This window comes from Pseudomonas cavernicola (genome assembly GCF_003596405.1).
Taxonomy (GTDB): Bacteria; Pseudomonadota; Gammaproteobacteria; order Pseudomonadales; family Pseudomonadaceae; genus Aquipseudomonas; species Aquipseudomonas cavernicola.
On sequence record NZ_QYUR01000008.1, the window covers coordinates 340,643 to 367,430 of the forward strand.

The 26,788-nt window shown below is 60.9% G+C and carries 25 protein-coding genes and 4 pseudogenes; 24 read left to right on the top strand and 5 right to left on the bottom strand.

Annotated elements, in window-relative coordinates; genetic code table 11:
- The first annotated feature begins 32 nt into the window (after positions 1-32).
- From benA to pcaC, 16 genes are all read left to right on the top strand, one after another.
- Positions 33-1,394, top strand: coding sequence for a benzoate 1,2-dioxygenase large subunit (benA, locus tag D3879_RS23530; RefSeq protein WP_119956631.1), 1,362 nt, complete (start codon positions 33-35; stop codon positions 1,392-1,394).
- A complete protein-coding gene (benB, locus tag D3879_RS23535) occupies positions 1,394-1,882 on the top strand; it encodes a benzoate 1,2-dioxygenase small subunit (RefSeq protein WP_119956632.1) in 489 nt (162 codons plus the stop codon). Before benA ends, benB begins: the two co-directional genes overlap by 1 nt.
- 13 nt (positions 1,883-1,895) lie before the next feature.
- Entirely contained in the window at positions 1,896-2,909 is a 1,014-nt protein-coding gene (gene benC, locus D3879_RS23540; protein ID WP_119956633.1) for a benzoate 1,2-dioxygenase electron transfer component BenC, read from the top strand.
- Positions 2,910-3,081: 172 nt separating this feature from the next.
- Positions 3,082-3,858, top strand: a complete 777-nt coding sequence (locus tag D3879_RS23545) for a 1,6-dihydroxycyclohexa-2,4-diene-1-carboxylate dehydrogenase (RefSeq protein WP_119956634.1) — start codon at positions 3,082-3,084, stop codon at positions 3,856-3,858.
- A gap of 53 nt (positions 3,859-3,911) precedes the next feature.
- Positions 3,912-5,252, top strand: a complete 1,341-nt coding sequence (locus D3879_RS23550; protein WP_119956635.1) for an MFS transporter — start codon at positions 3,912-3,914, stop codon at positions 5,250-5,252.
- A 28-nt stretch (positions 5,253-5,280) separates the two neighbouring features.
- Complete coding sequence (locus tag D3879_RS23555; protein ID WP_119956636.1) at positions 5,281-6,402, top strand: muconate cycloisomerase family protein; 1,122 nt, start codon at positions 5,281-5,283, stop codon at positions 6,400-6,402.
- Between the two features lie 24 nt (positions 6,403-6,426).
- Entirely contained in the window at positions 6,427-6,717 is a 291-nt protein-coding gene (gene catC / locus D3879_RS23560) for a muconolactone Delta-isomerase (RefSeq protein WP_119956637.1), read from the top strand.
- Positions 6,718-6,769: 52 nt separating this feature from the next.
- Entirely contained in the window at positions 6,770-7,702 is a 933-nt protein-coding gene (catA, locus tag D3879_RS23565) for a catechol 1,2-dioxygenase (protein WP_119956638.1), read from the top strand.
- A 116-nt stretch (positions 7,703-7,818) separates the two neighbouring features.
- Positions 7,819-9,048, top strand: coding sequence for a benzoate/H(+) symporter BenE family transporter (locus D3879_RS23570; RefSeq protein WP_119956639.1), 1,230 nt, complete (start codon positions 7,819-7,821; stop codon positions 9,046-9,048).
- Positions 9,049-9,321: 273 nt separating this feature from the next.
- Positions 9,322-10,602, top strand: coding sequence for an OprD family porin (locus tag D3879_RS23575; RefSeq protein WP_119956640.1), 1,281 nt, complete (start codon positions 9,322-9,324; stop codon positions 10,600-10,602).
- 275 nt (positions 10,603-10,877) lie between these two features.
- Positions 10,878-11,726 carry a CoA transferase subunit A gene (locus tag D3879_RS23580; RefSeq protein ID WP_119956641.1) on the top strand — a complete coding sequence of 283 codons (849 nt, stop codon included), beginning with the start codon at positions 10,878-10,880 and terminating at the stop codon, positions 11,724-11,726.
- A complete protein-coding gene (locus D3879_RS23585) occupies positions 11,723-12,505 on the top strand; it encodes a CoA-transferase subunit beta (protein WP_119956642.1) in 783 nt (260 codons plus the stop codon). Before D3879_RS23580 ends, D3879_RS23585 begins: the two co-directional genes overlap by 4 nt.
- Complete coding sequence (gene pcaF / locus D3879_RS23590; RefSeq protein ID WP_119956643.1) at positions 12,502-13,707, top strand: 3-oxoadipyl-CoA thiolase; 1,206 nt, start codon at positions 12,502-12,504, stop codon at positions 13,705-13,707. The genes D3879_RS23585 and pcaF overlap by 4 nt, the downstream gene beginning before the upstream one ends.
- A 276-nt stretch (positions 13,708-13,983) precedes the next feature.
- Positions 13,984-15,345: a 3-carboxy-cis,cis-muconate cycloisomerase gene (locus D3879_RS23595; protein WP_119956644.1), complete on the top strand. Its 1,362-nt coding sequence runs from the start codon at positions 13,984-13,986 to the stop codon at positions 15,343-15,345.
- Between the two features lie 9 nt (positions 15,346-15,354).
- The gene (gene pcaD, locus D3879_RS23600) at positions 15,355-16,143 is read left to right on the top strand and encodes a 3-oxoadipate enol-lactonase (RefSeq protein ID WP_119956645.1); all 789 of its coding nucleotides are present in this window, start codon (positions 15,355-15,357) and stop codon (positions 16,141-16,143) included.
- Between the two features lie 118 nt (positions 16,144-16,261).
- Positions 16,262-16,654 carry a 4-carboxymuconolactone decarboxylase gene (pcaC, locus tag D3879_RS23605; RefSeq protein WP_119956646.1) on the top strand — a complete coding sequence of 131 codons (393 nt, stop codon included), beginning with the start codon at positions 16,262-16,264 and terminating at the stop codon, positions 16,652-16,654.
- A gap of 240 nt (positions 16,655-16,894) precedes the next feature.
- On the opposite strand, the pseudogene D3879_RS23610 reads toward pcaC, so the two are convergent.
- Positions 16,895-17,182, bottom strand: a pseudogene (locus tag D3879_RS23610) (FAD-binding protein); the annotation flags it as partial.
- 305 nt (positions 17,183-17,487) lie between these two features.
- Here D3879_RS23610 and D3879_RS26405 point away from each other — a divergent pair.
- Positions 17,488-17,730, top strand: a complete 243-nt coding sequence (locus D3879_RS26405; RefSeq protein ID WP_147411222.1) for a hypothetical protein — start codon at positions 17,488-17,490, stop codon at positions 17,728-17,730.
- Positions 17,731-18,220: 490 nt separating this feature from the next.
- Here the strand turns inward: D3879_RS26405 and D3879_RS23615 are convergent, their stop codons facing one another.
- A complete protein-coding gene (locus tag D3879_RS23615; RefSeq protein ID WP_119956647.1) occupies positions 18,221-18,754 on the bottom strand; it encodes a LysR substrate-binding domain-containing protein in 534 nt (177 codons plus the stop codon).
- A gap of 436 nt (positions 18,755-19,190) precedes the next feature.
- Here D3879_RS23615 and D3879_RS27300 point away from each other — a divergent pair.
- Positions 19,191-19,439 (top strand): annotated as a pseudogene (locus tag D3879_RS27300) (peptidogalycan biosysnthesis protein); the annotation flags it as partial.
- Here the strand turns inward: D3879_RS27300 and D3879_RS23625 are convergent.
- The 3 genes and pseudogenes from D3879_RS23625 to D3879_RS23630 form a co-directional block, all read right to left on the bottom strand.
- Positions 19,440-19,718, bottom strand: a complete 279-nt coding sequence (locus D3879_RS23625; protein WP_119956649.1) for a DUF2790 domain-containing protein — start codon at positions 19,716-19,718, stop codon at positions 19,440-19,442.
- A gap of 65 nt (positions 19,719-19,783) precedes the next feature.
- Positions 19,784-19,913: pseudogene (locus D3879_RS27305) on the bottom strand (hypothetical protein); the annotation flags it as partial.
- Positions 19,914-20,338: 425 nt separating this feature from the next.
- Positions 20,339-21,229, bottom strand: a complete 891-nt coding sequence (locus D3879_RS23630) for an alpha/beta fold hydrolase (protein ID WP_119957077.1) — start codon at positions 21,227-21,229, stop codon at positions 20,339-20,341.
- 422 nt (positions 21,230-21,651) lie between these two features.
- Between D3879_RS23630 and D3879_RS23635 the strand changes: the two are divergent.
- From D3879_RS23635 to D3879_RS23660, 6 genes and pseudogenes are all read left to right on the top strand, one after another.
- Positions 21,652-22,760 (top strand): annotated as a pseudogene (locus D3879_RS23635) (IS3 family transposase).
- Positions 22,761-22,947: 187 nt separating this feature from the next.
- Positions 22,948-23,388 carry a nuclear transport factor 2 family protein gene (locus D3879_RS23640; RefSeq protein WP_218567861.1) on the top strand — a complete coding sequence of 147 codons (441 nt, stop codon included), beginning with the start codon at positions 22,948-22,950 and terminating at the stop codon, positions 23,386-23,388.
- 92 nt (positions 23,389-23,480) lie between these two features.
- On the top strand, positions 23,481-23,990 hold the full coding sequence (locus tag D3879_RS23645) for an RNA polymerase sigma factor (RefSeq protein ID WP_119956650.1): 510 nt from the start codon (positions 23,481-23,483) through the stop codon (positions 23,988-23,990).
- Positions 23,991-24,064: 74 nt separating this feature from the next.
- Entirely contained in the window at positions 24,065-24,808 is a 744-nt protein-coding gene (locus D3879_RS23650; protein WP_218567862.1) for an anti-sigma factor family protein, read from the top strand.
- A gap of 10 nt (positions 24,809-24,818) precedes the next feature.
- Entirely contained in the window at positions 24,819-25,277 is a 459-nt protein-coding gene (locus tag D3879_RS23655; RefSeq protein ID WP_218567863.1) for a DUF305 domain-containing protein, read from the top strand.
- 42 nt (positions 25,278-25,319) lie between these two features.
- On the top strand, positions 25,320-26,717 hold the full coding sequence (locus tag D3879_RS23660) for a YncE family protein (protein WP_177412483.1): 1,398 nt from the start codon (positions 25,320-25,322) through the stop codon (positions 26,715-26,717).
- Positions 26,718-26,788 lie beyond the last annotated feature (71 nt).

Genomic DNA, 26,788 nt, shown 5'->3' on the forward strand with positions numbered 1-26,788 from the left:
CTGTCAGTACAAAAACAATGGAGGCCCTGGCCATGTCCCTGGGATTCGACTTTATTAATTCCCTGCTTGAAGAAGACAAGGAGAAGGGCATCTACCGCTGTAAGCGTGAGATGTTCACCGATCCCCGGCTGTTCGATCTCGAGATGAAACACATCTTCGAGGGTAACTGGCTGTATCTCGCCCACGAGAGCCAGATCCCCAACAAGAACGACTACATCACCACCGTTATGGGGCGCCGGCCGATCTTCATCGCGCGCAACAAAGACGGCGTACTCAACGCGTTCATCAACGCCTGCAGTCACCGCGGTGCGATGCTCTGCCGCCACAAGAGCGGCAACAAGTCCTCTTATACCTGCCCGTTCCACGGCTGGACCTTCAATAACTCCGGCAAGCTGCTCAAGGTCAAAGATCCGGCCGATGCCGGCTACCCGGATAGCTTCAACTGCGAAGGCTCCCACGACCTGACCAAGGTCGCGCGTTTCGAGTCCTATCGTGGCTTCCTGTTCGGCAGCTTGAACGCCGACGTCAAACCATTGGTCGAGCACTTGGGTGAGTCGGCGAAGATCATCGACATGATCGTTGACCAGTCGCCGGATGGGCTGGAAGTGCTGCGTGGCTCATCCAGCTACATCTACGAAGGCAACTGGAAACTGACCGCCGAGAATGGCGCCGACGGCTACCACGTCAGCTCCGTGCACTGGAACTACGCCGCCACCCAGAACCAGCGCAAGCAGCGCGAAGCCGGCGAAGAAGTGCGCACCATGAGCGCTGGTGGCTGGGGCAAGAAGGGCGGTGGTTTCTACTCCTTCGAGCAAGGCCACCTGCTGCTCTGGACCCGCTGGGACAACCCGCAAGACCGTCCGCTGTACGAGCGCCGTGATGAATTGGTGAGCGATTACGGTCCGGCGCGTGCCGATTGGATGATTGGCAACTCGCGCAACCTCTGCCTGTACCCGAACGTGTACCTGATGGACCAGTTCAGCTCGCAAATCCGTATTGCCCGGCCGATCTCGATCGACAAAACCGAAATCACCATCTACTGCATCGCACCCAAGGGCGAGAGCGCCGAGGCACGCGCCAGCCGCATCCGTCAGTACGAAGACTTCTTCAACGTTAGCGGCATGGCTACCCCCGATGACCTGGAAGAGTTCCGCTCCTGCCAGCAGGGCTATCAGGGCAGTCACGCCGGTTGGAACGATATGTCCCGCGGTGCCGAGCACTGGGTGGAAGGCGCCGATGAAGCCGCGCAAGAAATTGACCTCAAACCCAAGCTCAGCGGTGTGCGCACCGAAGATGAGGGTCTGTTCGTGCTGCAGCACCAGTACTGGCAGCAGACCATGATCGCGGCGCTGAAAAAAGAGCAAGAGCAACTGATTCACGTGGAGGGTGCGTAATGAGCATTTCCTACGAAGCCGTGCGCGACTTCCTCTACCGCGAAGCGCGTTACCTGGATGACAAGGACTGGGACAGCTGGTTGGAGTTGTACGCCGCGGATGCGACCTTCTGGATGCCGTCCTGGGACGATAATGACGAGCTGACCGAGGACCCGCAGACCGAAATCTCGCTGATCTGGTACGGCAGCCGCGGTGGCTTGGAAGACCGCGTGTTCCGCATCAAGACCGAGCGCTCCAGCGCGAGCATTCCGGACACCCGTACCTCGCACAACATCAGCAACATCGAGCTCCTCCAGCAGGCCGATGGCGTGTGCACGCTGCGCTTCAACTGGCACACCCTGAGCTTCCGCTACAAGACCGTGGACAGCTACTTCGGCACCAGCTTCTACACCCTCGATGTGCGCGGCGACAGCCCGCTGATCAAGGCCAAGAAGGTTGTGTTGAAGAACGACTACGTACGCCAAGTCATCGACGTGTATCACCTCTGAGGGGCGCGCCAACATGAGCCATAAAATCGCATTCAACTTCGAAGACGGGGTGACCCGGTTCATCGACGCCACCCCCAACGAGACAGTTGCCGATGCGGCCTATCGTCAGGGGATCAACATTCCGCTGGACTGCCGTGATGGCGCCTGCGGCACCTGCAAGTGCCGCGCCGAAGCCGGTCAGTACGACTTGGGCCAGGACTATATCGATGACGCCCTGAGCGAAGAGGAAGCCGCGCAAGGTTTCGTCCTGACCTGCCAGATGCGCGCCCAGAGCGACTGCGTGATCAGCGTGCCGGCCTCGTCGCAAGTCTGCAAAACCGCGCAGGCCAGTTTCGAAGCGGCGATCAGCAACGTGCGTCAGCTGTCCGACAGCACCATCGCGTTGTCAATCAAGGGCGAGGCACTGACCAAGCTGGCCTTCTTGCCGGGCCAGTACGTCAACCTGCAGGTGCCGGGCAGCGAGCAGAGCCGTGCCTATTCGTTCAGCTCGTTGCAGCGCGATGGCGAGGTCAGCTTCCTGATCCGCAACGTGCCGGGTGGGCTGATGAGCAGTTTCCTCACCAGCCTGGCCAAGGCTGGCGACAGCATGAACCTGGCCGGCCCGTTGGGCAGCTTCTACCTGCGTGAGATCAAGCGTCCGTTGCTACTGCTGGCCGGCGGCACCGGCCTGGCGCCGTTCACCGCGATGCTCGAGAAGATTGCCGAGCAGGGCAGCGAGCACCCGTTGCACCTGATCTACGGGGTCACTAACGATTTCGACCTGGTGGAAATGGAGCGTATCGAGGCCCTGGCCGCGTGTATTCCCAACTTCACCTACAGCGCCTGTGTGGCCAACCCGGACAGCAGCTATCCGCAGAAGGGCTATGTGACTCAGCACATTTCGCCTGCGCACCTCAACGATGGCGAAGTCGACATCTACCTGTGCGGCCCGCCGCCGATGGTCGAGGCGGTCAGCCAGTTCATCCGAGAGAAGGGCATTCAGCCGGCGAACTTCTACTACGAGAAATTCGCCGCCAGCGTCGCCTGAGCCTCAGTTCCCCTCTCCCATTCATGGGAGAGGGGCTGGGGGAGAGAGTGTAGCAGCCAACGCAAAAGCTGCCCTCTCCCCAGCCCTCTCCCGCAAGCGGGAGAGGGGGCGAAGCTGGACCACGAGATAGCCTTGGACCCGTTCGCGGGATCCCATTGAACGGATCATTGCCATGAACAAGAGATTTCATAACAAGGTCGCGGTGGTTACCGGAGCGGCCCAAGGTATCGGTCGCCGTGTCGCTGAGCGGATGGCCGCCGAGGGCGGGCGTTTGGTGCTGGTCGACCGTTCCGAACTGGTCCACGAACTGGCCGAAGAACTGAACGGCGTCAGCGACGTGCTGACCCTGACCGCCGACCTCGAACAGTATGGCGATTGCTCGCGGGTGATGGCGGCGGCCCGAGAGCGCTTCGGGCGCCTGGACATCCTGATCAATAACGTCGGCGGCACCATCTGGGCCAAGCCGTTCGAGCATTACCAGGAGCACGAGATCGAAGCCGAAGTGCGCCGCTCGCTGTTCCCCACCCTGTGGTGCTGCCATGCGGCGCTGCCGTACATGCTCGAGCAGGGCAGTGGCGCCATCGTCAACGTCTCCTCGATCGCCACCCGCAGCCTCAACCGTGTGCCCTACGGCGCGGCCAAGGGTGGCGTGAATGCGCTGACCGCCTGCCTGGCGTTCGAGAACGCGCAGCGCGGCATCCGCGTCAACGCCACCGCGCCAGGCGGCACCGAAGCGCCGCCACGGCGGATTCCACGTAACGCGGCCGAGCAGAGTGAAGAGGAAAAGGTCTGGTATCAGCAGATCGTCGATCAGACCCTCGACAGCACGCTGATGAAACGCTACGGCAGCATCGACGAGCAGGTCGGGGCGATTCTGTTCCTGGCCTCGGATGAGGCTTCGTATATCACCGGTATGACTCTGCCAGTCGGCGGTGGCGATCTGGGTTGATCGGCCCGCTTACGCGGTTTCTAGACAACAAAAACAAAAGAGAGACAGATGCCATGCGAAAAATCGACGTACATGAGGTAATCGACAACGCGCGCTTTAGCCGCTTCCACTGGATGGTGATGTGCTGGTGCGCGCTGCTGCTGATCTTCGACGGCTACGACTTGTTCATCTACGGCGTGGTCCTGCCGGTGCTGATGAAGGAGTGGGGCATGACCCCGCTGCAGGCCGGCGCCCTCGGCAGCTACGCGCTGTTCGGCATGATGTTCGGTGCCCTGGCGTTTGGCAGCCTGGCCGACAAGATCGGCCGCAAGAAGGGCATCGCCATCTGCTTCGCGCTGTTCAGCAGTGCCACCATCGTCAACGGCTTCGCCAGCAATCCCACCGAGTTCGGCATCTGCCGCTTTCTCGCTGGCCTCGGCTGCGGCGGCCTGATGCCCAACGCGGTGGCGCTGATGAACGAGTACGCGCCGAAGAAACTGCGCAGCACCCTGGTCGCCATCATGTTCAGCGGCTACTCGCTGGGCGGCATGCTGTCCGCCGGTGTGGGCATCTACATGCTGCCGCGCTTCGGCTGGGAGGCGATGTTCTTCGCCGCCGCGGTGCCGCTGCTGCTGTTGCCGCTGATCCTCTGGTTCCTGCCCGAGTCGGTCGGCTTCCTGCTGCGCCAGGGGCGTACCGCGCAGGCGCGCGCCATCCTCAACCGCGTCGATGACAGCCGTGCACTGCAGGCCGACGACGTGCTGGAAATGAGCGACACCAAGGGCAAGGGCGTGGCCGTGCTGGAGCTGTTCCGCGACGGCCGCGCGGTGCGGACCCTGTCGATCTGGGTGGCGTTCTTCTGCTGCCTGCTGATGGTCTACGCGCTGAGTTCCTGGCTGCCGAAGCTGATGGCCAACGCCGGCTACAGCCTGGGTTCGAGCCTGTCGTTCCTGCTCGCGCTGAACTTCGGCGGCATGTTCGGCGCCATCTTCGGCGGCTGGCTGGGCGACCGCTTCAACCTGCCGCGTGTGGTGGCGGCATTCTTCGTCACCGCCGCCGTGTCGATCAGCCTGCTCGGCTTCAACAGTCCGACGCCGCTGCTCTACCTGCTGATCTTCGTCGCCGGCGCCACCACCATCGGCACGCAGATCCTGTTGTACGCCGGTGCTGCGCAGCTCTACGGCCTGTCCATCCGCTCCACCGGCCTCGGCTGGGCCTCGGGCATCGGCCGCAACGGCGCCATCGTCGGCCCGCTGCTCGGCGGCGCGCTGCTCGGCATCAACCTGCCGCTGCAACTCAACTTCATGGCCTTCGCCGTGCCCGGCGCCGTCGCCGCCCTGGCGATGCTGGTGTACAGCCTCAGCGAGCGGCGCAGCCAGCCGGCGTCCGCGCCGCTGCTGGCGGCCAAGGCCTGAGTCCGATACCTAAAACTGGAAGATTGAAATGAGCCAAGTCCTGATCGAAAGCCTCTCGGCGATCATCGTCGATCTGCCGACCATCCGCCCGCACAAGCTGGCGATGCACACCATGCAGAACCAGACCCTGGTAATCATCCGCATTCGTTGCGCCGACGGTATCGAAGGCATTGGCGAGGCCACCACCATCGGCGGCCTGTCCTACGGCAATGAAAGCCCGGACAGCATCAAGACCAACCTCGATTGCCACTTCGCGCCGCTGCTGATCGGCCAGGACGCCAGCAACATCAACGCCGCCATGCTGCGCCTGGACAAGGTCATCAAGGGCAACACCTTCGCCAAGTCCGGTGTCGAGAGCGCGCTGCTGGACGCTCAAGGCAAACGCCTCGGCCTGCCGGTCAGCGAACTGCTCGGCGGCCGTGTGCGTGACAGCCTGGAAGTGGCCTGGACCTTGGCCAGCGGCGATACCGCCAAGGACATCGCCGAAGCCGAACACATGCTCGACATCCGCCGCCATCGCATCTTCAAACTGAAGATCGGCGCCAATGAAGTGAGCCAGGATTTGGCCCACGTGGTCGCGATCAAGAAGGCTCTCGGCGATCGCGCCAGCGTGCGCGTCGACGTCAACCAGTACTGGGACGAAGCAGTCGCCATCCGCGCCTGCCAAGTGCTCGGCGACAACGGTATCGACCTGATCGAACAGCCGATTTCACGCCACAACCGCAGTGGTCAGGTGCGCCTGAACCAGCGCAGCCCGGCGCCGATCATGGCCGACGAATCGATCGAATGCGTAGAGGATGCCTTCAGCCTGGCGGCCGATGGCGCGGCCTCGGTGTTCGCCCTGAAGATCGCCAAGAACGGCGGCCCGCGCGCCGTGCTGCGTACCGCTGCGATCGCCGAAGCGGCCGGAATCGGCCTGTACGGCGGCACCATGCTCGAGGGCAGCGTCGGCACCCTGGCGTCGGCGCACGCCTTCGTCACCTTGAACAAGCTGACCTGGGACACCGAACTGTTCGGCCCGCTGCTGCTGACCGAAGACATCGTTACCACGCCGCTGGTGTACCGCGACTTTCAGCTGGAAGTCCCGATACTGCCGGGCCTTGGCCTGGCCATCGACGAAGAGCGCTTGGCGTTCTTTCGCCGCAAGTAACCCTCAGCACAGGAGCAAAAGCCGATGCTGTTCCACGTAAAGATGACCGTGAAAATCCCGCTCGACATGAACCCCGAGCAGGCCGCCCAACTCAAGGCCGATGAGAAGGCCCTGGCCCAACGCCTGCAAAGCGAAGGCACCTGGCGCCATCTGTGGCGCATCGCTGGGCACTACGCCAACTACAGCGTGTTCGACCTGCCGAGCGTCGAGGCGCTGCACGACACCCTGCTGCAGCTGCCGCTGTTCCCCTACATGGACATCGAGATCGACGGCCTGTGCCGGCACCCGTCGTCGATCCATGCCGATGACCGCTGAGCCGGCGATGCCCGCGACTCACCAGCGATAACAACAATTCGAGGTAACCATCATGACCGTGAAGATTTCCCAGACTGCCGAGATCCAGAAGTTCTTCGAAGAAGCCAGCGGCTTCGGCAACGACAACGGCAGCCCGCGCCTGAAGCAGATCATCCTGCGCATCCTCAACGACAGCGCGAAGATCATCGAAGACCTGGAAATCAGCGACGAAGAATTCTGGAAGGCAGTGGACTACCTCAACCGTCTCGGCGGTCGCAACGAAGCCGGCCTGCTGGTCGCCGGCCTTGGCATCGAGCACTTCCTCGACCTGCTGCAGGACGCCAAGGACGAACAGGCCGATCTCACCGGTGGCACCCCGCGCACCATCGAAGGCCCGCTGTACGTGGCCGGCGCACCGATCTGCCAGGGCGAAGCGCGCCTGGATGACGGCAGCGAGGAGGGCGTCGCCACTGTGATGTTCCTCCAGGGCCAGGTGTTCGACCCGCAGGGCAAGCCGCTGGCCGGTGCCACCGTCGACCTGTGGCACGCCAACACCCTGGGCAACTACTCCTACTTCGACCAGAGCCAGTCCGAGTACAACCTGCGCCGCCGGATCATCACCGACGCCGAAGGCCGCTACCGTGCGCGCAGCATCGTGCCGTCCGGCTACGGTTGCTCGCCGGATGGCCCGACCCAGGAAGTGCTCAATCAGCTCGGTCGTCACGGCCAGCGTCCGGCGCACATCCACTTCTTCATCTCGGCCCCGGGCTACCGCCACCTGACCACCCAGATCAACCTGGCGGGTGATCAGTACCTGTGGGACGACTTCGCCTACGCCACCCGTGATGGCCTGGTCGGCGATATCCACTTCGTCGAAGACGCTGCCGCCGCCCGTGCCCGCGGTATCGAAGGGCGTTTCGCCGAGCTGGACTTCGACTTCCAGCTGCAAACTGCTCCGGCTCCGGTCGAGCAAGCGCGCAGCAAGCGGCCGCGCGCCCTGCAGTAAGCCTGAGCTGAACCGCGGACTTGCCTGTGCCGGGCAAGTCCGCGGTTCAACAAATTGACTAAAAGAGCGTTTCCGGGCGTGGCCCGAGGAGTGCCGTTCGAGCTTCGCGAGGCCCGATGAAAGAATTGCTAAGAGACTTTTCGTTATCGGCGGCGGTTGCGGGATTCATTGCAACGGTCATTTCCTATGCCGGTCCGTTGGTCATCATCTTTCAGGCGGCTAAAACGGCCAATCTTCCCCATGACGTGTTGTCCTCCTGGGTCTGGGCCATTTCCATCGGCAGCGGGGTGCTGGGCATCGTCCTGAGCATGCGCTTCAAGGTCCCGGTGATCATCGCCTGGTCGGCCCCCGGCTCGGCCTTGCTGGTGGCGCTATTGCCGTCGATCAGCCTCAACGAGGCGATTGGCGCCTACATCATTTCCAGTTTGATCATCCTGGTGGTCGGCTTTTCCGGCGCCTTCGACAAGATCATCAGCAAACTGCCGGCCGCGATTTCCGCGGCGATGCTGGCGGGCATTCTGTTCAGCTTCGGTACCCAGTTGTTCGTGTCGATCAAGGACAAGCCGTTCATGGTGCTGGCGATGTTCGCCACTTACCTGCTGTGCAAGCGCATGCTGCCGCGCTACGCAGTGCTGGCGGTATTGGTGGTGGGCTGCCTGATTGCGGCGTTGGCCGGTGAGCTGCACAGCGATGCACTGGTAGTCGGTTTCGCAACGCCGGTGTTCATCAGCCCCGAGTTCAGCTGGCACGCGACCTTGAACATCGCCTTGCCGCTGGTGATGGTGGCGCTCACCGGCCAGTTCGTGCCGGGCATCGCCGTGCTGCGCAACGCGGGCTACCAGACGCCGGCCAGCCCGATCATTACCAGCAGCGCGCTGGGCACGCTGTTGTTGGCGCCATTCGGCTGCCATGGCCTCAATCTGGCGGCGATCACCGCAGCCATCTGCACCGGGCGGGAGTCCCATGAGGACAAGAGCAAGCGTTATGTGGCCGGTGTGGTCGGCGGGTTGTTCTACCTGCTGCTGGGCATCTTCGGTGCAACGCTGGTGTCGGTCTTCAGTGCCTTCCCCAAGGAGCTGATTGCCGCACTGGCCGGGTTGGCATTGTTCGCCGCGATTGCCGGCGCGCTGGCCGGTTCCATGGCGGTGCCGGAAGACCGTGAGGCTGCACTGATCACGTTCCTGGTCACCGCTTCGGGTATGTCTTTCCTGGGTCTGTCGGCGGCTTTCTGGGGGCTGATCTTCGGCCTCGCCGCGCACCTGCTGCTGACCCTCAACGGAGTCGCGAAACCTACAGCACAGACTGCGCCGCCAGACGCCATGCCAGCCTGGCCCGCGGACAACTAAGTGAATGCCAACCCTCGAACCAGGTTCGCCAGAGCCGGCAATGAACGATGAACCCAGCTGGGTTTCTGGAGGTGAAACGAAACGTTGAATCTGTGGTACGCGGCAGGCGAGGGCTGAACCCCCTGTCGAAGAGTGTTTGCAGGTTTGGAGCGATCTGCATACCGGCGCTAATCAATAGATCCCCCCTTGAGTGTTTGCTGCAGCTGCACGGTTTTCAAAACCGGGCCATGCGGAAGGGGATCGCTTTGTCCCAATAAAAACAAGAGCGACAGCATGAAAAACAATGTGAGCATTACCTGTGTGATGGTATCGGCTGGCGTGGCCGCTGGTTTTTCCGGGCTGGCTACTGCGGCTGAAGGCAGTTTCATCAAGGATTCGACTGCCACCCTGCAAGCGCGCAATTACTACTTCAGTCGTGACTTTTCCGACATTGTCGGGCCGAACAAGCAGTCCAAGGCCGAGGAGTGGGCCCAGGGCTTCATCCTCAACGTCAAGTCCGGCTATACCGACGGGCCGGTCGGCCTCGGAATCGATGCCATCGGCACTCTGGGTATCAAGCTCGACAGCAGTCCCGACCGGGTCAAGACCGGCTTGCTGCCGCTGCACGGCGATGGCAAGTCCGCCGACGAGTACAGCCGCCTGGCCGGTGCGCTGAAGGTCAAGATGTCGAAGACCGAACTGAAGATCGGCGAGCTGCAACCCAACCTGCCGGTGCTGACCTTCAGCGACATCCGCCTGTTGCCGCCGAGCTACCAAGGGGCCAGCCTGGTTTCCAGCGAAATCGACGGCCTGACTCTGAATGCCGGCCAGTTGCGCTCTACCAGCCTGCGCGACTCCAGCAACGATCAGGAGATGTACGCCCTGATCAACGACCCGATCAACCCGCGGCGCATCGCCAACATTACCTCCGATCGCTTCAACTACGCGGGGGCGGATTACACCTTCAACGACAAACGCACCACAGTCGGCATCTGGCAGGCGCAGCTGCAGGACATCTATCAACAGCGTTTCTACAGTCTCAAACATGTCGAACCGTTCGGCGACTGGAAGCTCGGCGCCAATCTGGGCTTCTACGACTCGCAGGACGATGGCCAGAGCAAGGCCGGCAGCCTGGACAACCGCGCGTTCTTCTCGCTGCTATCCGCAGCGCATGGCGGCCACACCTTCTATCTGGGTTATCAGGACATCAGTGGCAGAGACGGTTTCCTACGCATCGGCGACAACATCTCGCCGCTCGGCAACGAGGTGCCAACCTTCGAGTTCGCCGCCCCGGACGAACGTTCCTGGCAGGTGCGTCACGACTACAACTTCGCCGCTCTCGGCATACCCGGTCTGGTCACCACCGTGCGCTACATCAACGGCGACAACGTCAGCACCGGGCGGGGCTTCGAGGGTAAGGACTGGGAGCGCGACCTGGATATCGGCTACGCCATCCAGAGCGGCCCGTTGAAGGACCTCGGGGTGCGCATACGCAACGTTACCGCGCGCTCCAACTACCGCACCGATATCGACGAGAACCGCTTGATCCTCAGCTACACCTGGGTCCTGTTCTGAGGGCCGGGCGCGGGAGCCTTGGGGCTGTTGGTGGTTGCTGGCGAATTGATCGACCAGCTGCGCCAGCAAGCTCGCGCGCGCTGTAGTAAGCGTAATTGAGGTAGCGAGGTGTTGGTGTGACGCAGGGGCGAGCTTTCCTTGATCGTTTGCTGGTCAAGAATTGTTCGATAATCGCACCACTAGTCGATTATCGGATTGTTCGAGTTGCAACACGGCGCTACTGTTTTTCCACCCGGCGCATTAACCGCGCCCTGGATAACGACACGAGAACCACCATGGCTGAACTTCTGACTCTCCGCGAAGCCGTCGAACGTTTCGTCAGCGACGGCGACACCGTCGCCCTCGAAGGCTTCACCCACTTGATTCCGACTGCCGCCTCCCACGAGATCATCCGTCAGGGCAAGCAAGACCTGACCCTGGTGCGCATGACCCCCGACCTGGTCTATGACTTGCTGATCGGCGCCGGTTGCGCCAAGAAACTGATCTTCTCCTGGGGCGGCAATCCGGGTGTCGGCTCGCTGCACCGTCTGCGCGACGCGGTCGAGAAGGACTGGCCGCATGCGCTGGAGATCGAGGAGCACAGCCACGCCGACCTCGCCAATTCTTACATCGCCGGGGCATCCGGCCTGCCGTTTGCGGTCCTGCGGGCCTATGCCGGCTCCGATCTGCCGAAGGTCAATCCGCTGATCAAGTCCGTCACTTGCCCGTTCACCGGCGAAGTGCTGGCGGCCGTGCCGGCGGTACGCCCGGACGTCACCGTGATCCACGCGCAGAAGGCCGACCGCAAAGGCAACGTGCTGCTCTGGGGCATCCTCGGCGTGCAGAAGGAAGCGGCCCTGGCGGCCAAGCGCTGCATCGTCACAGTGGAAGAAATCGTCGACGACCTGAACGCGCCAATGAACGCCTGCGTCTTACCGACCTGGGCGCTGACCGCGGTCTGCCACGTCCCGGGTGGTGCGCACCCGTCTTACGCCCATGGCTACTACGAGCGCGACAACCGCTTCTATCAAGCCTGGGACCCGATTGCCCGTGACCGCGAAAGCTTCAGCGCCTGGATCGACGAATACATCCGTGGCACCGCAGATTTCGCCGCCTTCCAATCCAAACTCGCGGAGGCCAAATAATGACTTACTCCACCAATGAAATGATGACCGTGGCCGCCGCCCGCCGGCTGAAGAATGGCGCGGTCTGCTTCGTCGGCATCGGTCTGCCGTCCAAGGCCGCCAACCTCGCGCGCCTGACGTCTTCGCCGGACGTGGTGCTGATCTACGAATCCGGTCCGATTGGCGCCAAACCGAGTGTGCTGCCGCTGTCCATCGGTGACGGCGAGCTGGCCGAAACCGCCGACACCGTGGTGCCGACCGGCGAAATCTTCCGCTACTGGTTGCAAGGCGGGCGCATCGACATGGGCTTCCTCGGCGCTGCCCAGGTCGACAAGTACGGCAACATCAACACCACCGTGATCGGTGACTACCACAAACCGAAAGTGCGTCTGCCGGGCGCGGGTGGTGCTCCGGAGATCGCCGGTTCGGCCAAGCAGGTGCTGATCATCCTCAAGCAGTCGCACCGTACCTTCGTCGACAAGCTGGCCTTCATCACCTCGGTCGGTCATGGCGAGGGCGGCGATTCGCGCAAGCGCCTCGGCCTGCCGGGCGCCGGGCCGGTCGGCATCATCACCGACCTGTGCATCATGGAGCCGGAGGAGGGCAGCAACGAGTTCATCGTTACTGCGCTGCATCCAGGCGTGACCCGCGAGCAGGTGATCGAAGCCACCGGCTGGCAGATCCGCTTTGCCGAAGCCGTGGCGGTAAGCGAAGTACCCAGCGAGGTCGAACTGACCGCGCTGCGTGCGCTGGAAGCTCGCACCGCCGCCGCCCACGGACAACTGGGAGGTGAAGAATGAGCCGCGAAGTCTTTATCTGCGACGCCATCCGCACGCCGATCGGCCGCTTCGGCGGTGGCCTGGCTACTGTGCGTGCCGACGACCTGGCGGCGGTGCCACTGAAGGCACTGATCGAGCGTAACCCGTCGGTCGACTGGAGCCAGGTCGATGAGGTGTTCATGGGCTGCGCCAACCAGGCCGGCGAGGACAACCGCAATGTGGCGCGCATGGCGCTGCTGCTGGCCGGTTTGCCGGACAGCATCCCGGGCGTGACCCTGAACCGTCTGTGCGCCTCGGGCATGGATGCGGTCGGCACCGCCTTCCGCGCCATCGCCAGTGGCGAGATGGAGCTGGCCATCGCCGGTGGCGTCGAGTCCATGTCCCGCGCGCCTTATGTGATGGGCAAGGCCGACAGCGCCTTTGGGCGCGGTCAGAAGATCGAGGACACCACCATTGGCTGGCGTTTCATCAACCCGCTGATGAAGGCCCAGTACGGCGTCGATGCGATGCCGCAGACCGCCGACAACGTCGCCGACGACTATCGGGTCAGCCGCGAGGACCAGGACGCCTTCGCCCTGCGCAGCCAGCAACGCGCCGGCCGCGCCCAGGCGCAAGGCTTCTTCGCCGAAGAGATCGTGCCGGTTCGCATCGCCCAGAAGAAGGGCGAGACCGTGATCGAGCAGGACGAACACCTGCGCCCGGACACCACCCTCGAGACCCTGGCCAAGCTCAAGCCGGTCAACGGTGCGGACAAGACCGTCACCGCCGGCAACGCCTCGGGCGTCAACGATGGCGCGGTGGCGCTGATTCTGGCCTCGGCCGAGGCGGTGAAGAAGCACGGCCTGACTCCGCGCGCGAAGGTGCTCGGTATGGCCAGCGCCGGCGTGGCGCCACGCGTGATGGGTATCGGCCCGGTACCGGCAGTGCGCAAGCTGCTGGAGCGCTTGAACCTGGCGATCAGCGACTTCGACACCATCGAACTGAACGAAGCCTTCGCCAGCCAAGGCTTGGCGGTGCTGCGTGAACTCGGCCTGGCCGACGACGCGCCGCAGATCAACCCCAACGGCGGTGCCATCGCCCTCGGCCACCCGCTGGGCGCCAGCGGCGCGCGGCTGATTCAGACCGCCTTGCATCAGCTGGAGAAGACCGGCGGCCGCAAAGGGCTGGCGACCATGTGCGTGGGCGTTGGTCAGGGCCTGGCGCTGGCCATCGAGCGAGTTTGACCGGCGTTTAGACCCGTAGGCTGGGTTAGTCGCGAAGCGGCGTAACCCACCGTTGGCGCTGTTGGCGGGTTACGCCTTTGGCTAACCCGCCCTACGAGACTGCTTTGGGCCAGCATTTTTTGCATAGCAGGCTCGTCTGCGATCATCAGGGTCTCGGAAACCCGATCGGCAGACGAGCCTGTTCTTGCAAACCTGTTCATACAAAAGCAGGGCTGGCCGCAAGTGCCACGCTGCATCTATAACAGAACCCACTTACTTGATTTCTGGAGCACTGGCTTGAACAGGCCACGCAACCAACTCTTCGATGCTTATTTCACCCAGCCTGCCATGCGCGCGATCTTTTCCGACCATGGCCGGGTGCAGGGCATGCTCGATTTCGAAGCTGCTCTGGCCCGCGCCGAAGCGAGCGTGGGACTGATTCCGCAGAACGCCGTGCCGGCCATCGAAGCCGCCTGTAAGGCCGAACTGTATGACTTTGCGGCGCTGGCAGGCGCCATCACCAGTGCCGGTAACTCCGCCATTCCGCTGGTCAAGGCGCTGGGCAGCCTGATTGCCGCGCGCAGTGTCGAGGCCGAGCGCTTCGTGCATCTCGGCGCTACCAGTCAGGACGCCATGGACAGTGGCTTGGTGCTCCAACTGCGTGCGGCCATCGCCCTGCTGGAAAGCGATCTCGCCAGCCTCGCCGATGCCCTGGCCGCACAGGCCCAGCGCCACACCGACACCCCCCTCGTCGGGCGCACCTGGCTGCAACATGCCACGCCGGTGACCCTCGGTATGAAGATTGCTGGCTGGCTCGGGGCTGTCACCCGACATCGTCAGCGCCTCGTGGAACTCAAGCCGCGCCTGCTGTGCCTGCAGTTCGGCGGTGCCTCCGGCAGCCTTGCCGCGCTCGGCGACCTGGCTTTTCCGGTGGCCGAGGCCCTGGCGCAAGAACTGCAATTGAGCCTGCCTGAGCAGCCTTGGCATACCCAGCGCGATCGTCTGGTGGAGTTCGCCAGCCTGCTGGGCATGGTCGCCGGCAGCCTGGGCAAGCTCGGGCGCGACCTCAGCCTGCTGATGCAGACCGAGGCCGGCGAAGTGTTCGAACCCGCCGCGCCGGGCAAGGGTGGTTCCTCGACCATGCCACACAAGCGCAACCCGGTGAGCGCTGCCGTACTGATCGGCGCCGCGACCCGTGCGCCGGGGCTGGTGTCGATCATGTTCAGCGCCATGCCGCAGGAGCACGAGCGCAGCCTCGGCCTCTGGCATGCCGAATGGGAAACCCTGCCGGAGCTGTGTTGCCTGGTATCCGGTGCCTTGCAGCAGGCACTACTGGTGGTGCCAAGGCTGGAGGTAGATGTCGAGCGCATGCGTGCCAACCTCGACCTGACCCAGGGGCTGGTGCTGGCCGAGGCGGTGAGCATCGCCCTGGCCCAGCGTATCGGTCGCGATGCCGCCCACCACTTGATCGAACAATGCTGCCGTCGGGCAGTGCAGGAGGGCGCCCATCTGCGTCTGGTGCTCGGTGAGGAGCCGCAAGTCACCGCCGAACTTTCAGCCGTCGAGCTGGATCGTTTACTCGACCCGACCCAGTACCTTGGCCAGGCGCGTCGCTGGGTCGAGCGTGCTCTGGCCGATCATCAAGCTTTCTCGCATTAGGAGATTCCCGTGCCTGTCGTACAACTCGCCGATGGCGAACTGAACTACCTGCTCGAAGGTCCGGCCGCTGCGCCGGTTCTGCTGCTGTCCAACTCCCTGGGCACCGACCTCTGCATGTGGGATGAACAGATCCCGGCTTTTACCCGGCATTTCCGCGTGCTGCGCTACGACACCCGTGGCCATGGCAAATCGCTGGTGACCGAGGGGCCTTACAGCATCGAGCAACTGGGCCATGATGTGCTGGCCCTGCTGGATGCGTTGGATATCCCGCGTGCCAGTTACTGCGGCCTGTCCATGGGTGGGCTGATCGGCCAGTGGCTGGCGATCAATGCACCCGAGCGCCTGCAGCGCGTGGTGCTGTGTAACACCGCGGCGAAGATCGCTGGCCCCGAGGTGTGGAACCCACGGATCGAAACCGTGCTGCGCGACGGTCCTGCGGCCATGCTGGCGCTGCGCGATGCCTCCATCGCGCGCTGGTTCACTGCGGAATTCGCCGTGGCCGAACCGGCCAAAGTCAAGGTGGTCACCGAGATGCTGGCGGCCACTTCGCCGCAAGGCTATGCAGCCAATTGCGCGGCGGTACGTGATGCGGATTTCCGCGAGCAGATCGCCTCCATCCAAGTGCCGACTCTGGTCGTTTGTGGCGCCCAGGATGCGGTGACTACCCCGGCGGATGGCCGTTTCATGCTCGAGCGCATCCATGGCGCCGAGATGGTCGAGTTTCATGCGGCGCATCTGTCCAACGTTGAAGCCGGTGCAGTATTCAGCCAGCGTGTGCTGGATTTCCTGAGCGCCTGACTGCAACTGTTTGTCGGGGGCGGCGTTGTTCTCAGACAGTTGCGCAATAGCAGAGCGATTTACTTTCCCGAGCCCTTTTCCTGAAAGGAAAGGGCTTAGCAGCGATGGAGCCATCCAAATGGATGAGAAAGAACGTTACGAAGCCGGCATGCAGGTGCGCCGCGCGGTGCTCGGCGATGCTCATGTCGATCGCAGCCTGGAGCATCTGACGCCGTTCAATTCCGAATTCCAGGAAATGATCACCCGGCATGCCTGGGGCGATATCTGGACCCGTCCCGGCCTGCCGCGACATACCCGCAGCCTGATCACCATCGCCATGCTGATCGGCATGAACCGCGAAGGCGAACTGAAGCTGCACCTGCGCGCGGCGAAGAACAACGGCGTGACCCGCGACGAGATCAAGGAAGTGCTGATGCAGAGCGCAATCTACTGCGGCATTCCGGCGGCCAACGCCACCTTCCACCTGGCCGAGGAAGTGTGGGATGAGTTGGGTGTGGAGTCCCTAGGCTGAAGCCTGGCTGCAACAATTCAATTCTTTGTAGGCGCGCTCTGTAGACCGTAGGCTGGGTAGAGCGAAGCGAAACCCAGCTCATACCTCATACCCCGCTGGGTTTCGCTCCACCCAGCCTACAGAGCGCGTGGTACAGGGACCGCAATAGGTAAACGAATCAACCGCTCAGGTCGCTAGCTCCCATCGTATTGTTCAGGCGGGTGCCCGGGGTGCTGAAGGCGCATCCGGACACCCCGGCGCTTATTCGTAAGCCGTCGCCCCGGCGATATGGCGAGCTGCGACATAGCCGAAGGTCACAGCCGGCCCGAGGTTGATGCCGCCGGCCGGGTAGTGGCCGCCCATGATGCTGGCCATGTCGGTACCCACGGCATACAGGCCACCGATTGTCTGACCCTCGCCATTCAGGACCTGGGCATACTCGTTGGTCTTCAGGCCGGCGAAGGTGCCGAAGCAGCCCGGCTGCGCCTTGACCGCATCAAAGGGCCCCTTGTCGATGGGCGCCACGCAGGGGTTGGGTTGATTGATAGGCTAGGTGCGGGGAAGGGGAGTTGCCGCTCTCTTTTGTATGGCGTCGTCGCTAAGCGGCTCGGTTCAGAGCGCAGCGGCGGTGCTGCAGTGAATCCAGCCCAGTGGTGGGCTAGATGCCGCCTTGGAGAGTTGCCGCTCTCCAGGACGGCTACCAATAACGATCTGATAAGGAGAGCGAAATAGCTAATGCAGATTCTATCCCGTCCATTGCGGTTACTGGCTTTAGTGCTTTTCCCCAGGCGCTGCTAAAGCTGCTAAAGCTGCCTGAACTTGAAAAGGTATCATGTTCGATTCGTGGTAAATCGTTGCTTCATCCCTTGGCCCTCATGGGTAAACGCATCCGCAATGCTCAGATCGTCCATGCGTGTAATATGGACGGCTATCCATTTGCTCCTGAGTCTTCGATTACCGTGTCTATTGTTCTGGCAGTCCATCTGGGCAGCATCGAGCATGGCATCGAAACGGGGTTGCTCTTGCAGGACGTCGATGGCAGCGATCCGTACTACGCAGATATTGCAGACCTCACAGTGCTTGAGGTGCTCGAGTGACTGCTCCGGTAATTTCTATTGCCGGTGGTATGGAGCCGTTGCTGGTCTGACGGAGCGATCCGAAGGATGAGGACGCCTGCCAGCCCAGCTGCGGCGAATCCTTTCCAGTAGCCAGAATCGCCCGGGGAATACTCCTGAGCGAATACCAAGGCTTCCTAAAACGGGTTGGGCCGGGAAGTGTTGCTATTATTTTTCTTATGAATTTCAAATTCTTAGATGGTTTTCCTGGATTAACATGTTGCCTAAGCAAAAATCGGCGTTTTGTTGCTAAAGCCTTATAGACGAAGAGCAACAATTTTCAGCGTCGTCACGTCGGATGGCTAACGATCTCAGGGCCATTTGTTGCGCTTCACATCCACCGTTTTAAATTATTGAGAATTCGGATTATTCAAGGCCCGCGGCTTTTCCTTTGGGTTTTTCCTCCCAAATGGTCCGCACAGGCCCACTGTGCGAAGTGTTTGATCAGATCGAGCGGCCGAGACCGCAACCGCTATCCCTTTGGTCCGGTGTCCACTTGTGCTCGCTTCTCCAGTAAAAAGTCCATCAATGCCCGGACCTTCGCCGGCATTTGCTCACGTGTCGGCACATAGAGGTAAAAGCCCGGAAACGGCTTGCTCCATGATCGCAATACGCGCACCAGCAAGCCTTCGTTCAGGTGCGAATGCAAGGCGAAGTCCATGTGCTGGATTAGTCCTAAGCCCTGGAGCGCCGCACGGATCATGCCGTCATCGTCATTTGTGGTGAGTGTGCCTTGCGGTTCCACCACAAAGGTGTGCCCCTCAATTTCCGGTGATGAGAACTCCCAGTGGTATATCGCTCCGCTGGTGGTATTCCGGTAGCTAAGGCAGTTGTGGTGTACCAGATCGGCTGGCGTTCCGGGTAGCTCGTGGCGTTTAAAGTATTCGGGCGACCCAACAACAACCATTTCAAGCATGGGGGTAATAGGAACTGCCACCATATGCTCAGCCAAGCTTTCGCCCAGACGGATACCTCCGCAGCCGACGCCGAGCAGGTAGCAACGCATAAGCAGGCGACTCTGACCTACAGCGTCGGCGAAAAGGAGGTTCGCTATCAGATCGAACGAGTGCTCCCTGATGGGGGCGTGCCGAGATAAGGGGGAAATTAGGACATTCGTTCTGTAATTATTTGATTTTAAAGATTGTTTGTATGGGTTTTTTGGCTCAGTCCTTGTGCCGAAATGCACCTCATCTCAGCGGGATTACACGGGCAGGCCGATGGACGAGGATCTGCACAAGTGCGTTCGGGAACTGCTGGGCGCCAACATGGGCATTCGAGCCGCCGCACGGCACGCGAACTCCTCCACCACGGTGCTCAAAATCCGCGATCAGGTGGCGGGCTATAAAGTTATCGCTGGGGGCAGATTCGGTATCGCGGTCATCAGAGCTGATCGGCATACCCGTCATTCCGAGGATACCGATAAGGGCACCACCAAGTACGGATTGCATTTCGCGACCTGCTTCTACCAGGGGACCGAGCATGCGATCGGCGATGGCCTGCAGCGCTTCGACGCCGGTGCCCAGGGCGAGCACAAGCTGATCTGTGGCTTCAAGTCGGTGATCACCCTCTCCGGGCATTGGCTGGCCCACCCCGGCCTGCGCTCGGCGGTGGGAGAGTTCGTGCGACAGGGGCGAGGGGTGCAGGCGCACGCCGGGGAGGCCCGTGGCCTACACCCCTATCGACAGGCCTGATCAGGCAATGCTGGTGGTGCTGGCTGTGCTCCCGCCCCACTCGAGGAAGCGGATCTTGTGCATCTCGCCCTCGCTGTCCTCGTAGACCAGGGTCACCGGTACCACGCCGGTCTTCTGGGACGTGTCGGTGCGTTGCAGCACCTTCTGCACATCGATTTCCATCCCGTAGTGGTAGTCCACGGCGGAGATTCTCGCGCCGGGTTCATGCAGGCCATCCTGGGCGAATACACTGGGCGCGAGACTGGAAATCACGGCGCTGACAACCGAGGCCAATTTCATAAGGCTGTTCCTCTGCTGGAGTTCGCTTAACAAGGACTTCATGTGACCGTCGATGAAAGTGAAGTTCACTCCACCCCGACGAACGCCCCCTGTTTGGTGTTGCCAGGGCCGCATGTAAAGGCCACCAAGTCCCAGCAATCCCCCGTGGTTGCTGCTCTCGACCACTCGTCCTTTATCCAGCACCACTAGGCGGTCTCCCAGGCAGTCGATGCTTTCCCCAAGCAGCAATTATTGGCAATTATGCTTGAGGGTATAAATTATGGTCGCGAGCATAATTGACCATAAACCTATCGGCCGCGACCGCATGCTTAGCGCCTTGTCCGACGAGCAGGTGGCCGATGCCCTTGAACAGGCTGGGTGCGCAGCGCGGAGAACAGATTGCGGCCGCGCAGGCCGACCATGGCGCCTTGTTCGGCAGTCATGAAAGACGAGGGTACGGGCAAAGAGCCCGCCGCTGGTTTCTCTCGCATGGAGCACACTCCGTCGTCATACCGTCATAGAGCCAAACAGAAAGGGCTTGCGCCAAGGCGCGTTGGAGATGAATCCAAACTGCCGCGCCAAGAATCAACCCAGAGACACGCCCTCTCTGATGGGACAAGTGGCCATGCGCCGCGCTGTGACTATGCGGTCTGCGCAGCGGTGTCGGCTGTCCAGGGCCGCGCGTGCTTCGGCTTGGCCAGGCTGGAAACCGGCTGCAGAAAGCCGAGTAGGGCCTGCTGGGTGTCGTGCCAGGCCGCCTTGTGTTCCATATCGAGGAAGTGCCCGGCGTTCTTGATGGTGCGGAACTGGCACCGACGGACATGGTCGGCGAAAAGGCGGGCGTCTCTCGCCGTGGTGTACTCGTCCCACTCGCCGTTGACGAACAGCAGCGGGATATCTATGGCCTCGGCGCAGGCGACGTAGCACTGGGTATCCTGCGTCAGCACCTCGCGGATATGAAAGTGCAGCTGCAGGTATTCGTGCTCGGCCAGGCTGCTGACATGGCGGTAGTTGAAGCGCTTGAATAGCGACGGCAGGTGTTTGCCGATGGTGGTGTTGACCAAGCGGCCGACGTTGCAGCGGTCGCAGGCCTGGAGAAAGTTCAGGCCGCTCTCCAGGTAGTCGCGCATCGGCGTATTGATCCGCGCTGCGAATGAATTGATCACCGCCTTCTCGATCCGTCGCGGCCGCTGGGCCAGCGCCAGCAGGGTAGCCGCGCCGCCCCAGGAGAAGGACAGCACATGGTCGGCGCAGAAGTGTTCGATCAACTCCAGCAGTATCTCTGCCTCGTCTTCCTTGCGGATCGGCTGGTCGTGGCGGTTGTGCAGTCGCGACTGGCCGGCGTAGGGCTGGTCGTAGAGAACCACATTGAACCGCGGTTGCAGGTAACGCACCGTTTGGGCGAAGGATGCGGTGGTTGCCAGCGAGCCGTTGACCAGAATGATGGTCTTGTCAGCGGCGTCGTTGAGATAGCGTTCGGTATAAACCTGGTACTTCTTGTGAATCTCGACGATGGCAGTTTCTGGCTTCATGTCGTTAGCCTTCTGGCACAAGTTGGGCTCAGCGGACAGCGTGAGCGGCTGTTCGCAGGCCATATGGTAGACAGCAGAACGCCTGCACCTGACAGTCGAGTGCCAGGCGAATAAATTAATAACTTATTTACTTTCAATTTGTTACGGAGGTTGTTCGGGTGAATTTCGGGCGTCAAAGCAAGGGATTTCCCCGATTCAACCAGGCAGCACAGACAAACAACAACAGCGCGAGCGCGCTTAGATGGTCATTGTGACCAAATGGTCACTAGTTGACCTGGGGTTCAGAGTTAAGCAGGCGACCCCCCGCATGCAAGAACGCAGACGAATTATTCCGACGAGCCGACGTTGTCCCGAAATTCCAGCACAGCGCATAACTAGAGTACGGTCGCGGCGATGGCTGCTTTCCCAGCAGGAGAGCGGCGATGAAAAAGTCGAGATTCACTGAAGAACAGATCACTTTTGCCTTGCGCCAAGCCGAGGTCGGCATGCCGGTGGCGGAGGTCTGCCGGCAGCTCGGGGTGGCCGAGGCCACCTTCTATGTGTGGAAGAAGTACACCAACCTCGGTGTGCTGGAGCTACGGGAGCTTCGCCAACTCAGGGACGAAAACACGCGGCTCAAGCAGCTGGTGGCCGACCTGACTCTGGATCGCCATATCCTCCAGGAAGTGATCAAAAAAAAGATCTGAGGACGGCTCGCCGACGCGAGCTGGCCCAGTGGATTCACGAGCGCTTCCAGATCAGCCGAAAGCGCGCCTGACGGCTGGCCCGGCTACATCGGGCCACTTGTTACTACAAGAGCGTGGCCAAGGATTACAGCGCCCTCCGTCAGCGTATCCGCGAGCTGGCGCACAGCCGTCCACGCTTTGGCTACGCCCGTATCCACATCCTGCTGCGTCGTGAGGGCTGGCAAGCCGGTCGGCACAAGGTGCATCGCCTCTATCGCCTGGAAGACTTGCAGGTGCGCAGGCGCAGTCGACGGCGCAAGCGGATCAGCCTACCTCGCGGGCCAGTACCGGCACCGACACACGCCAACCAGTCCTGGAGCATGGACTTCGTCCACGACCAGTTGCAGAACGGGCGCAAGTTCCGGGTGCTGACGGTGATCGATAAATGGAGTCGCTAGAGTGTGTTGCTGGAGACCAGTTTTTCGCTCACCGGCCGGAGCGTAGTGGACGCCTTGCAAGCACTGTCCCAGACCGGGTCTTTGCCGCAGACAATTACCCTCGATAACGGCACCGAATTCACCGCCAAGACCTTCGACGAATGGGCCTGGCAGCAGGGCATCCAGCTGGACTTTAGCCGCCCTGGAAAGCCCACGGACAACGGGTTTATCGAGTCTTTTAACGGCAGACTGTGGGATGAGTGCCTGAATGCCCACGAGTTCGTGTCGGTCGAGGATGCGCAGATTCGGATCGAAGCATGGCGCCAGGACTACAACGATTTCCGTCCGCGCAGCTCATTGGGCAATCTGCCCCCCAGTGAGTTCACCCAAGGAGGTCAGAAACAGGCCCTCAAATCGGCCGAACTCTAGTTTAGAACTGTCGGAAAACCGGGACGACCTCAGAGCGGTATTTCACAAGCCTGGAGAGTGTCTAGAAAATCCGGGGGATTCACTTTAAGGATTTCTGCTCAGCCTGGCGGAATAAACATTCCGCCGCTCTCGTATACCTAAATAGCTCAACCTGATTGATAAGGCATGACCCTTTGGAGGACACACCATGTACAAGCAACTTACTGGCGCCTTGACTCTCTGTGCCGCACTTGGCTTCAGCCATGCCGTGTTAGCGGCGCAACCTAGCGAAGATGCCACATTGCACTTCCAGGCCATTGGCAAGGGTGATGTTGCTCAGGTCATGGCTGACTATGCCGACAACGCCCAATTAAATTGGGTCGGCGGTCCGCTGGATGGCACTTACCGCGGTGCGAGCGACATTCGCAGCGTATGGGACAAGTTCAGCAAGGCTCAAGGCCCGCTCAAGGTCAGCATGGACACACTGCAGGAGTCTGCCAACCCAAAAGGCGCGACGGTGACAGCCAATGTGCAGTTCACCGGTACACAACTGATCAACGTGCGCTATGTGCTGACCTATCGCGAAGACAAGATCGCCAACGAAACTTGGCAGATTGTCCCAGTGAGTCCAGCGCCCAGTGCTTATTGATTACGCCAGCGCGTGCGAGGCCTGTTCCGATGAGGGTCAGGTCTTGCACAGACATTACGTCATGCTGCCCCTGATACCTGCGGATACTGTCGATGAGCCCTAACAGCGAAGAAATGCTGGCCTGCATACCGCGCTTGCGTCGTTACGCACGAGCGTTGGTGCGTGACTCCGCTGCGGCTGACGACTTGGTGCAAGACACCCTTGAGCGTGCGTGGAGCAAATTCGCCTTGTGGCGACGTGGCACGAATATGCGCAGCTGGTTGTTCAGCATCATGCACAACATGCACATCGACCAAAGGCGTAAGCCCGTCATCATGACCACGTCTTTAACCAGCGATGAAGATTTCAACGTGCCCACGCGTGCCACTCAGGCTGACAGCCTGGAGGTGCGTGACCTTCAAGCGATGTTGCAGCGTTTGCCCGACGATCAACGTGAAATCCTGCTGTTGGTGGCGCTTAAAGAAATGACCTACGAGCAAGTGGCTACAACCCTTGATATTCCCATTGGTACGGTGATGTCGCGCCTTGCGCGGGGCCGGGAAAAGCTCCGCGCTCTGCTCGAAGGTCGCGAGCTGAGCGCAACATTCAAGGTGGTGAAATGAACCGACCTACAATCACCGAACATGACCTGCACGCTTACGTTGACGGGGTTTGGCCGGCTTCTCGGCAGGTTGAGATGGCCGAGTACCTGGCCGCCAACCCGCAAGCGGCTGAACGTGTGCGCAGCTATCAAGAACAGAATCGTGCCCTCAACGCGTTGTTTAGCCCTGTGCTGAATGAGCCCATGCCGAAGCGGCTCCTTGATGCTGCCGGCAAAGAGCCGTCGCGTCGCCAAACACAGCATTGGCCGTGGCAAAGCCTAGCGGCCGGTCTCGTCATGGCCTTTGTCGGGGGCTGGTCGGGTTGGCTCATACGCGGGGAAGTGCAGTCGCGGCCTGAGCCCCTGGTGCAGCATTCATACATCCAGCCGTTCGCGAGCGAGCAGCCTGCGAGTTTGTCCAGACAAGCGGCAATTGCCCATGTGGTGTACAGCCCCGATGTGCGCCGTCCGGTTGAAATCGGCGCGGACCAGGAAGAACAGTTGGTGGAGTGGTTATCCAAGCGCCTGAAAGCCAAGATCCGCCCGCCGACATTGGGCGCGTTGGGGTACGAACTGATCGGTGGCCGTTTGTTGCCGGGTAACAGCGGACCCGTTGCGCAGTTTATGTATCACGACATCACCGGCCAGCGGCTGACCCTCTACGTCTCAACTGAAAACAGCACCAACCAGGACACTGGTTTTCACTTCGCCCAAGAGGGCCCGGTGAATGTCTTCTACTGGATTGATGGTCAGTTTGGTTATGCGCTCTCGGCCGGTATCGATAAGGGTGAGCTCGTGCGAGTCGCTACCGCCGTCTATGAACAACTTGAGAAAAGGTGAATGCCTGGCGATGAAAAAATTAATAATCGCGACTAAACCCTTGCTCCAGCAGCACTGTGGCCCGCTATGCGGTGCTGTATTGACTGCGCTGGTATTGCTAGGTGGCATGCCAAGTTACGCACAAGACGCACCTCACTCACATGTAGCCGTAACGGGTACTGCGCCCGCACCGTTTGTGGCCAGTACGGCCAAGCCCTTTAGCCAACTGATGGACGATGCCATGGCGGTGATGGACCACGACATGCGTGCCGCCCCCATGAACGGCTCTCCGGAGCACGACTTTGTCAGCATGATGATTCCTCATCACATGGGCGCCGTGAATATGGCCAAGGCGCTGTTACTGAGCAGCGAGGATCCGGAACTGCGCAATCTGGCCCAGGCGATCATTACCGAGCAAGAGAACGAAATTCGAGTGATGCAAGCCTGGCAAAAGCGCTTCGTCGCGCAACCGGCACACACTCAACACTAGGCCAATAAGCTGATTAAGCTGATTAAGCAGATGGAGAACGTAATGAAAACGCCCTTAAGCGCTGTCGCGCTAAGCCTGACATTCACGCTAGGCACTCACCTCGCGCTCGCGGCACCCAGCCCTACAGACCGGGTCTACACCGCGGATCAAAATACCAATACGGTGTCGGTGATCAACCCCGCGAGCAATACGCTGCTGGGTCAAATTCGCCTCGGCAACCAACGCCCAGACATCCTTTCACCCCTTTATAAAGGTGAAATAAATGTACATGGCTTAGGTTTCTCGCCTGACCATAAAACCTTGATCGCGATCTCCAATGGCTCCAACTCGGTGGCGTTTATCGACACTGCCACCAACAAGGTCAAAGGCATCACTTATGTTGGCCGCTCACCCCATGAAGGGTTCTTCAGTGCCGATGGCAAAGAAGTGTGGGTGGTTGTTCGGGGAGAGAATTACATCTCGGTGATCGACCCGACCACGTTTAAAGAAACCCGCCGTATCGAAACGGCGGCGGGGCCAGGCATGGTGCTCTTTCACCCGAATGGCAAACTCGCCTTCGTCGTGCACAGCTTCACTGCTGAAGTGGACGTGATTGATGTCGCGACCCATAAAGTTATCAAGCGTATTCCGGTGGTCAGCCCGTTCTCGCCCTTTTTGCAGTTCACACCGAACGCAAAAGAATTGTGGATGACGCACAAGGACGTGGGCAAGGTAACGCGTATTGATCTTGAGTCTCTGGAAGTAAAAAGCGTATTTGACACCGGATTCATCACCAACCACATCGGCTTCGCCAAGACAGCGCAAGGCACACGGGCTTACGTCACCTTAGGGGGCGATAACCTCGTCAAGGTCTACTCCATGGATGACACGCCTAAGCTGCTCACTTCAATTACAGTGGGCGCGCTGCCACACGGCATCTGGCCCTCGGACGACGGTACGCGGATGTACGTGGGCTTGGAGAATGGTGACGCCGTTGATGTGATTGACACGGCGAACGACCAGGTCATTGCCCGTGTCCCCGCCGGTCAAGCGCCACAGGCCTTGGTGTACGTCTCCAACGCGGTATCCACGGGCGATGGCACCGCTAATCTGGTTGCGCGGGTGAATGACGAACCGCTTAACGTCGCGCTCAAAGCCTCTACGGGTGACGGCAAGGGCTTTGTGGTCGCGCGCAATCTGGGGGTAGTCGACTCGCTGGAAGTGTCGCTGTTCAAACTCAAGCCGCAAACACTCTATAGCTTGTATATGAGCGGACAAGACCGCCCTCTGGCAAGCTTCAAAACCAACCCGGCCGGAGCTGCCAATAGCACGGTTATCGGCCCCCTCCGCACCGTTATTTCCGCGCAATCAAAGCAGCCTGCGACAGCGGCCACACTGATGATTATGGAAGGTGAAGGTGCAATGAACTCGTCCAAGGTAGTGCTCAGCAGTGGCCGGTGATTCGACCGCATACAGACCATGGTATTTGCCAATGAGCTTGCAAGGGGCAACGGCATTTTTGTTAGAGGTAA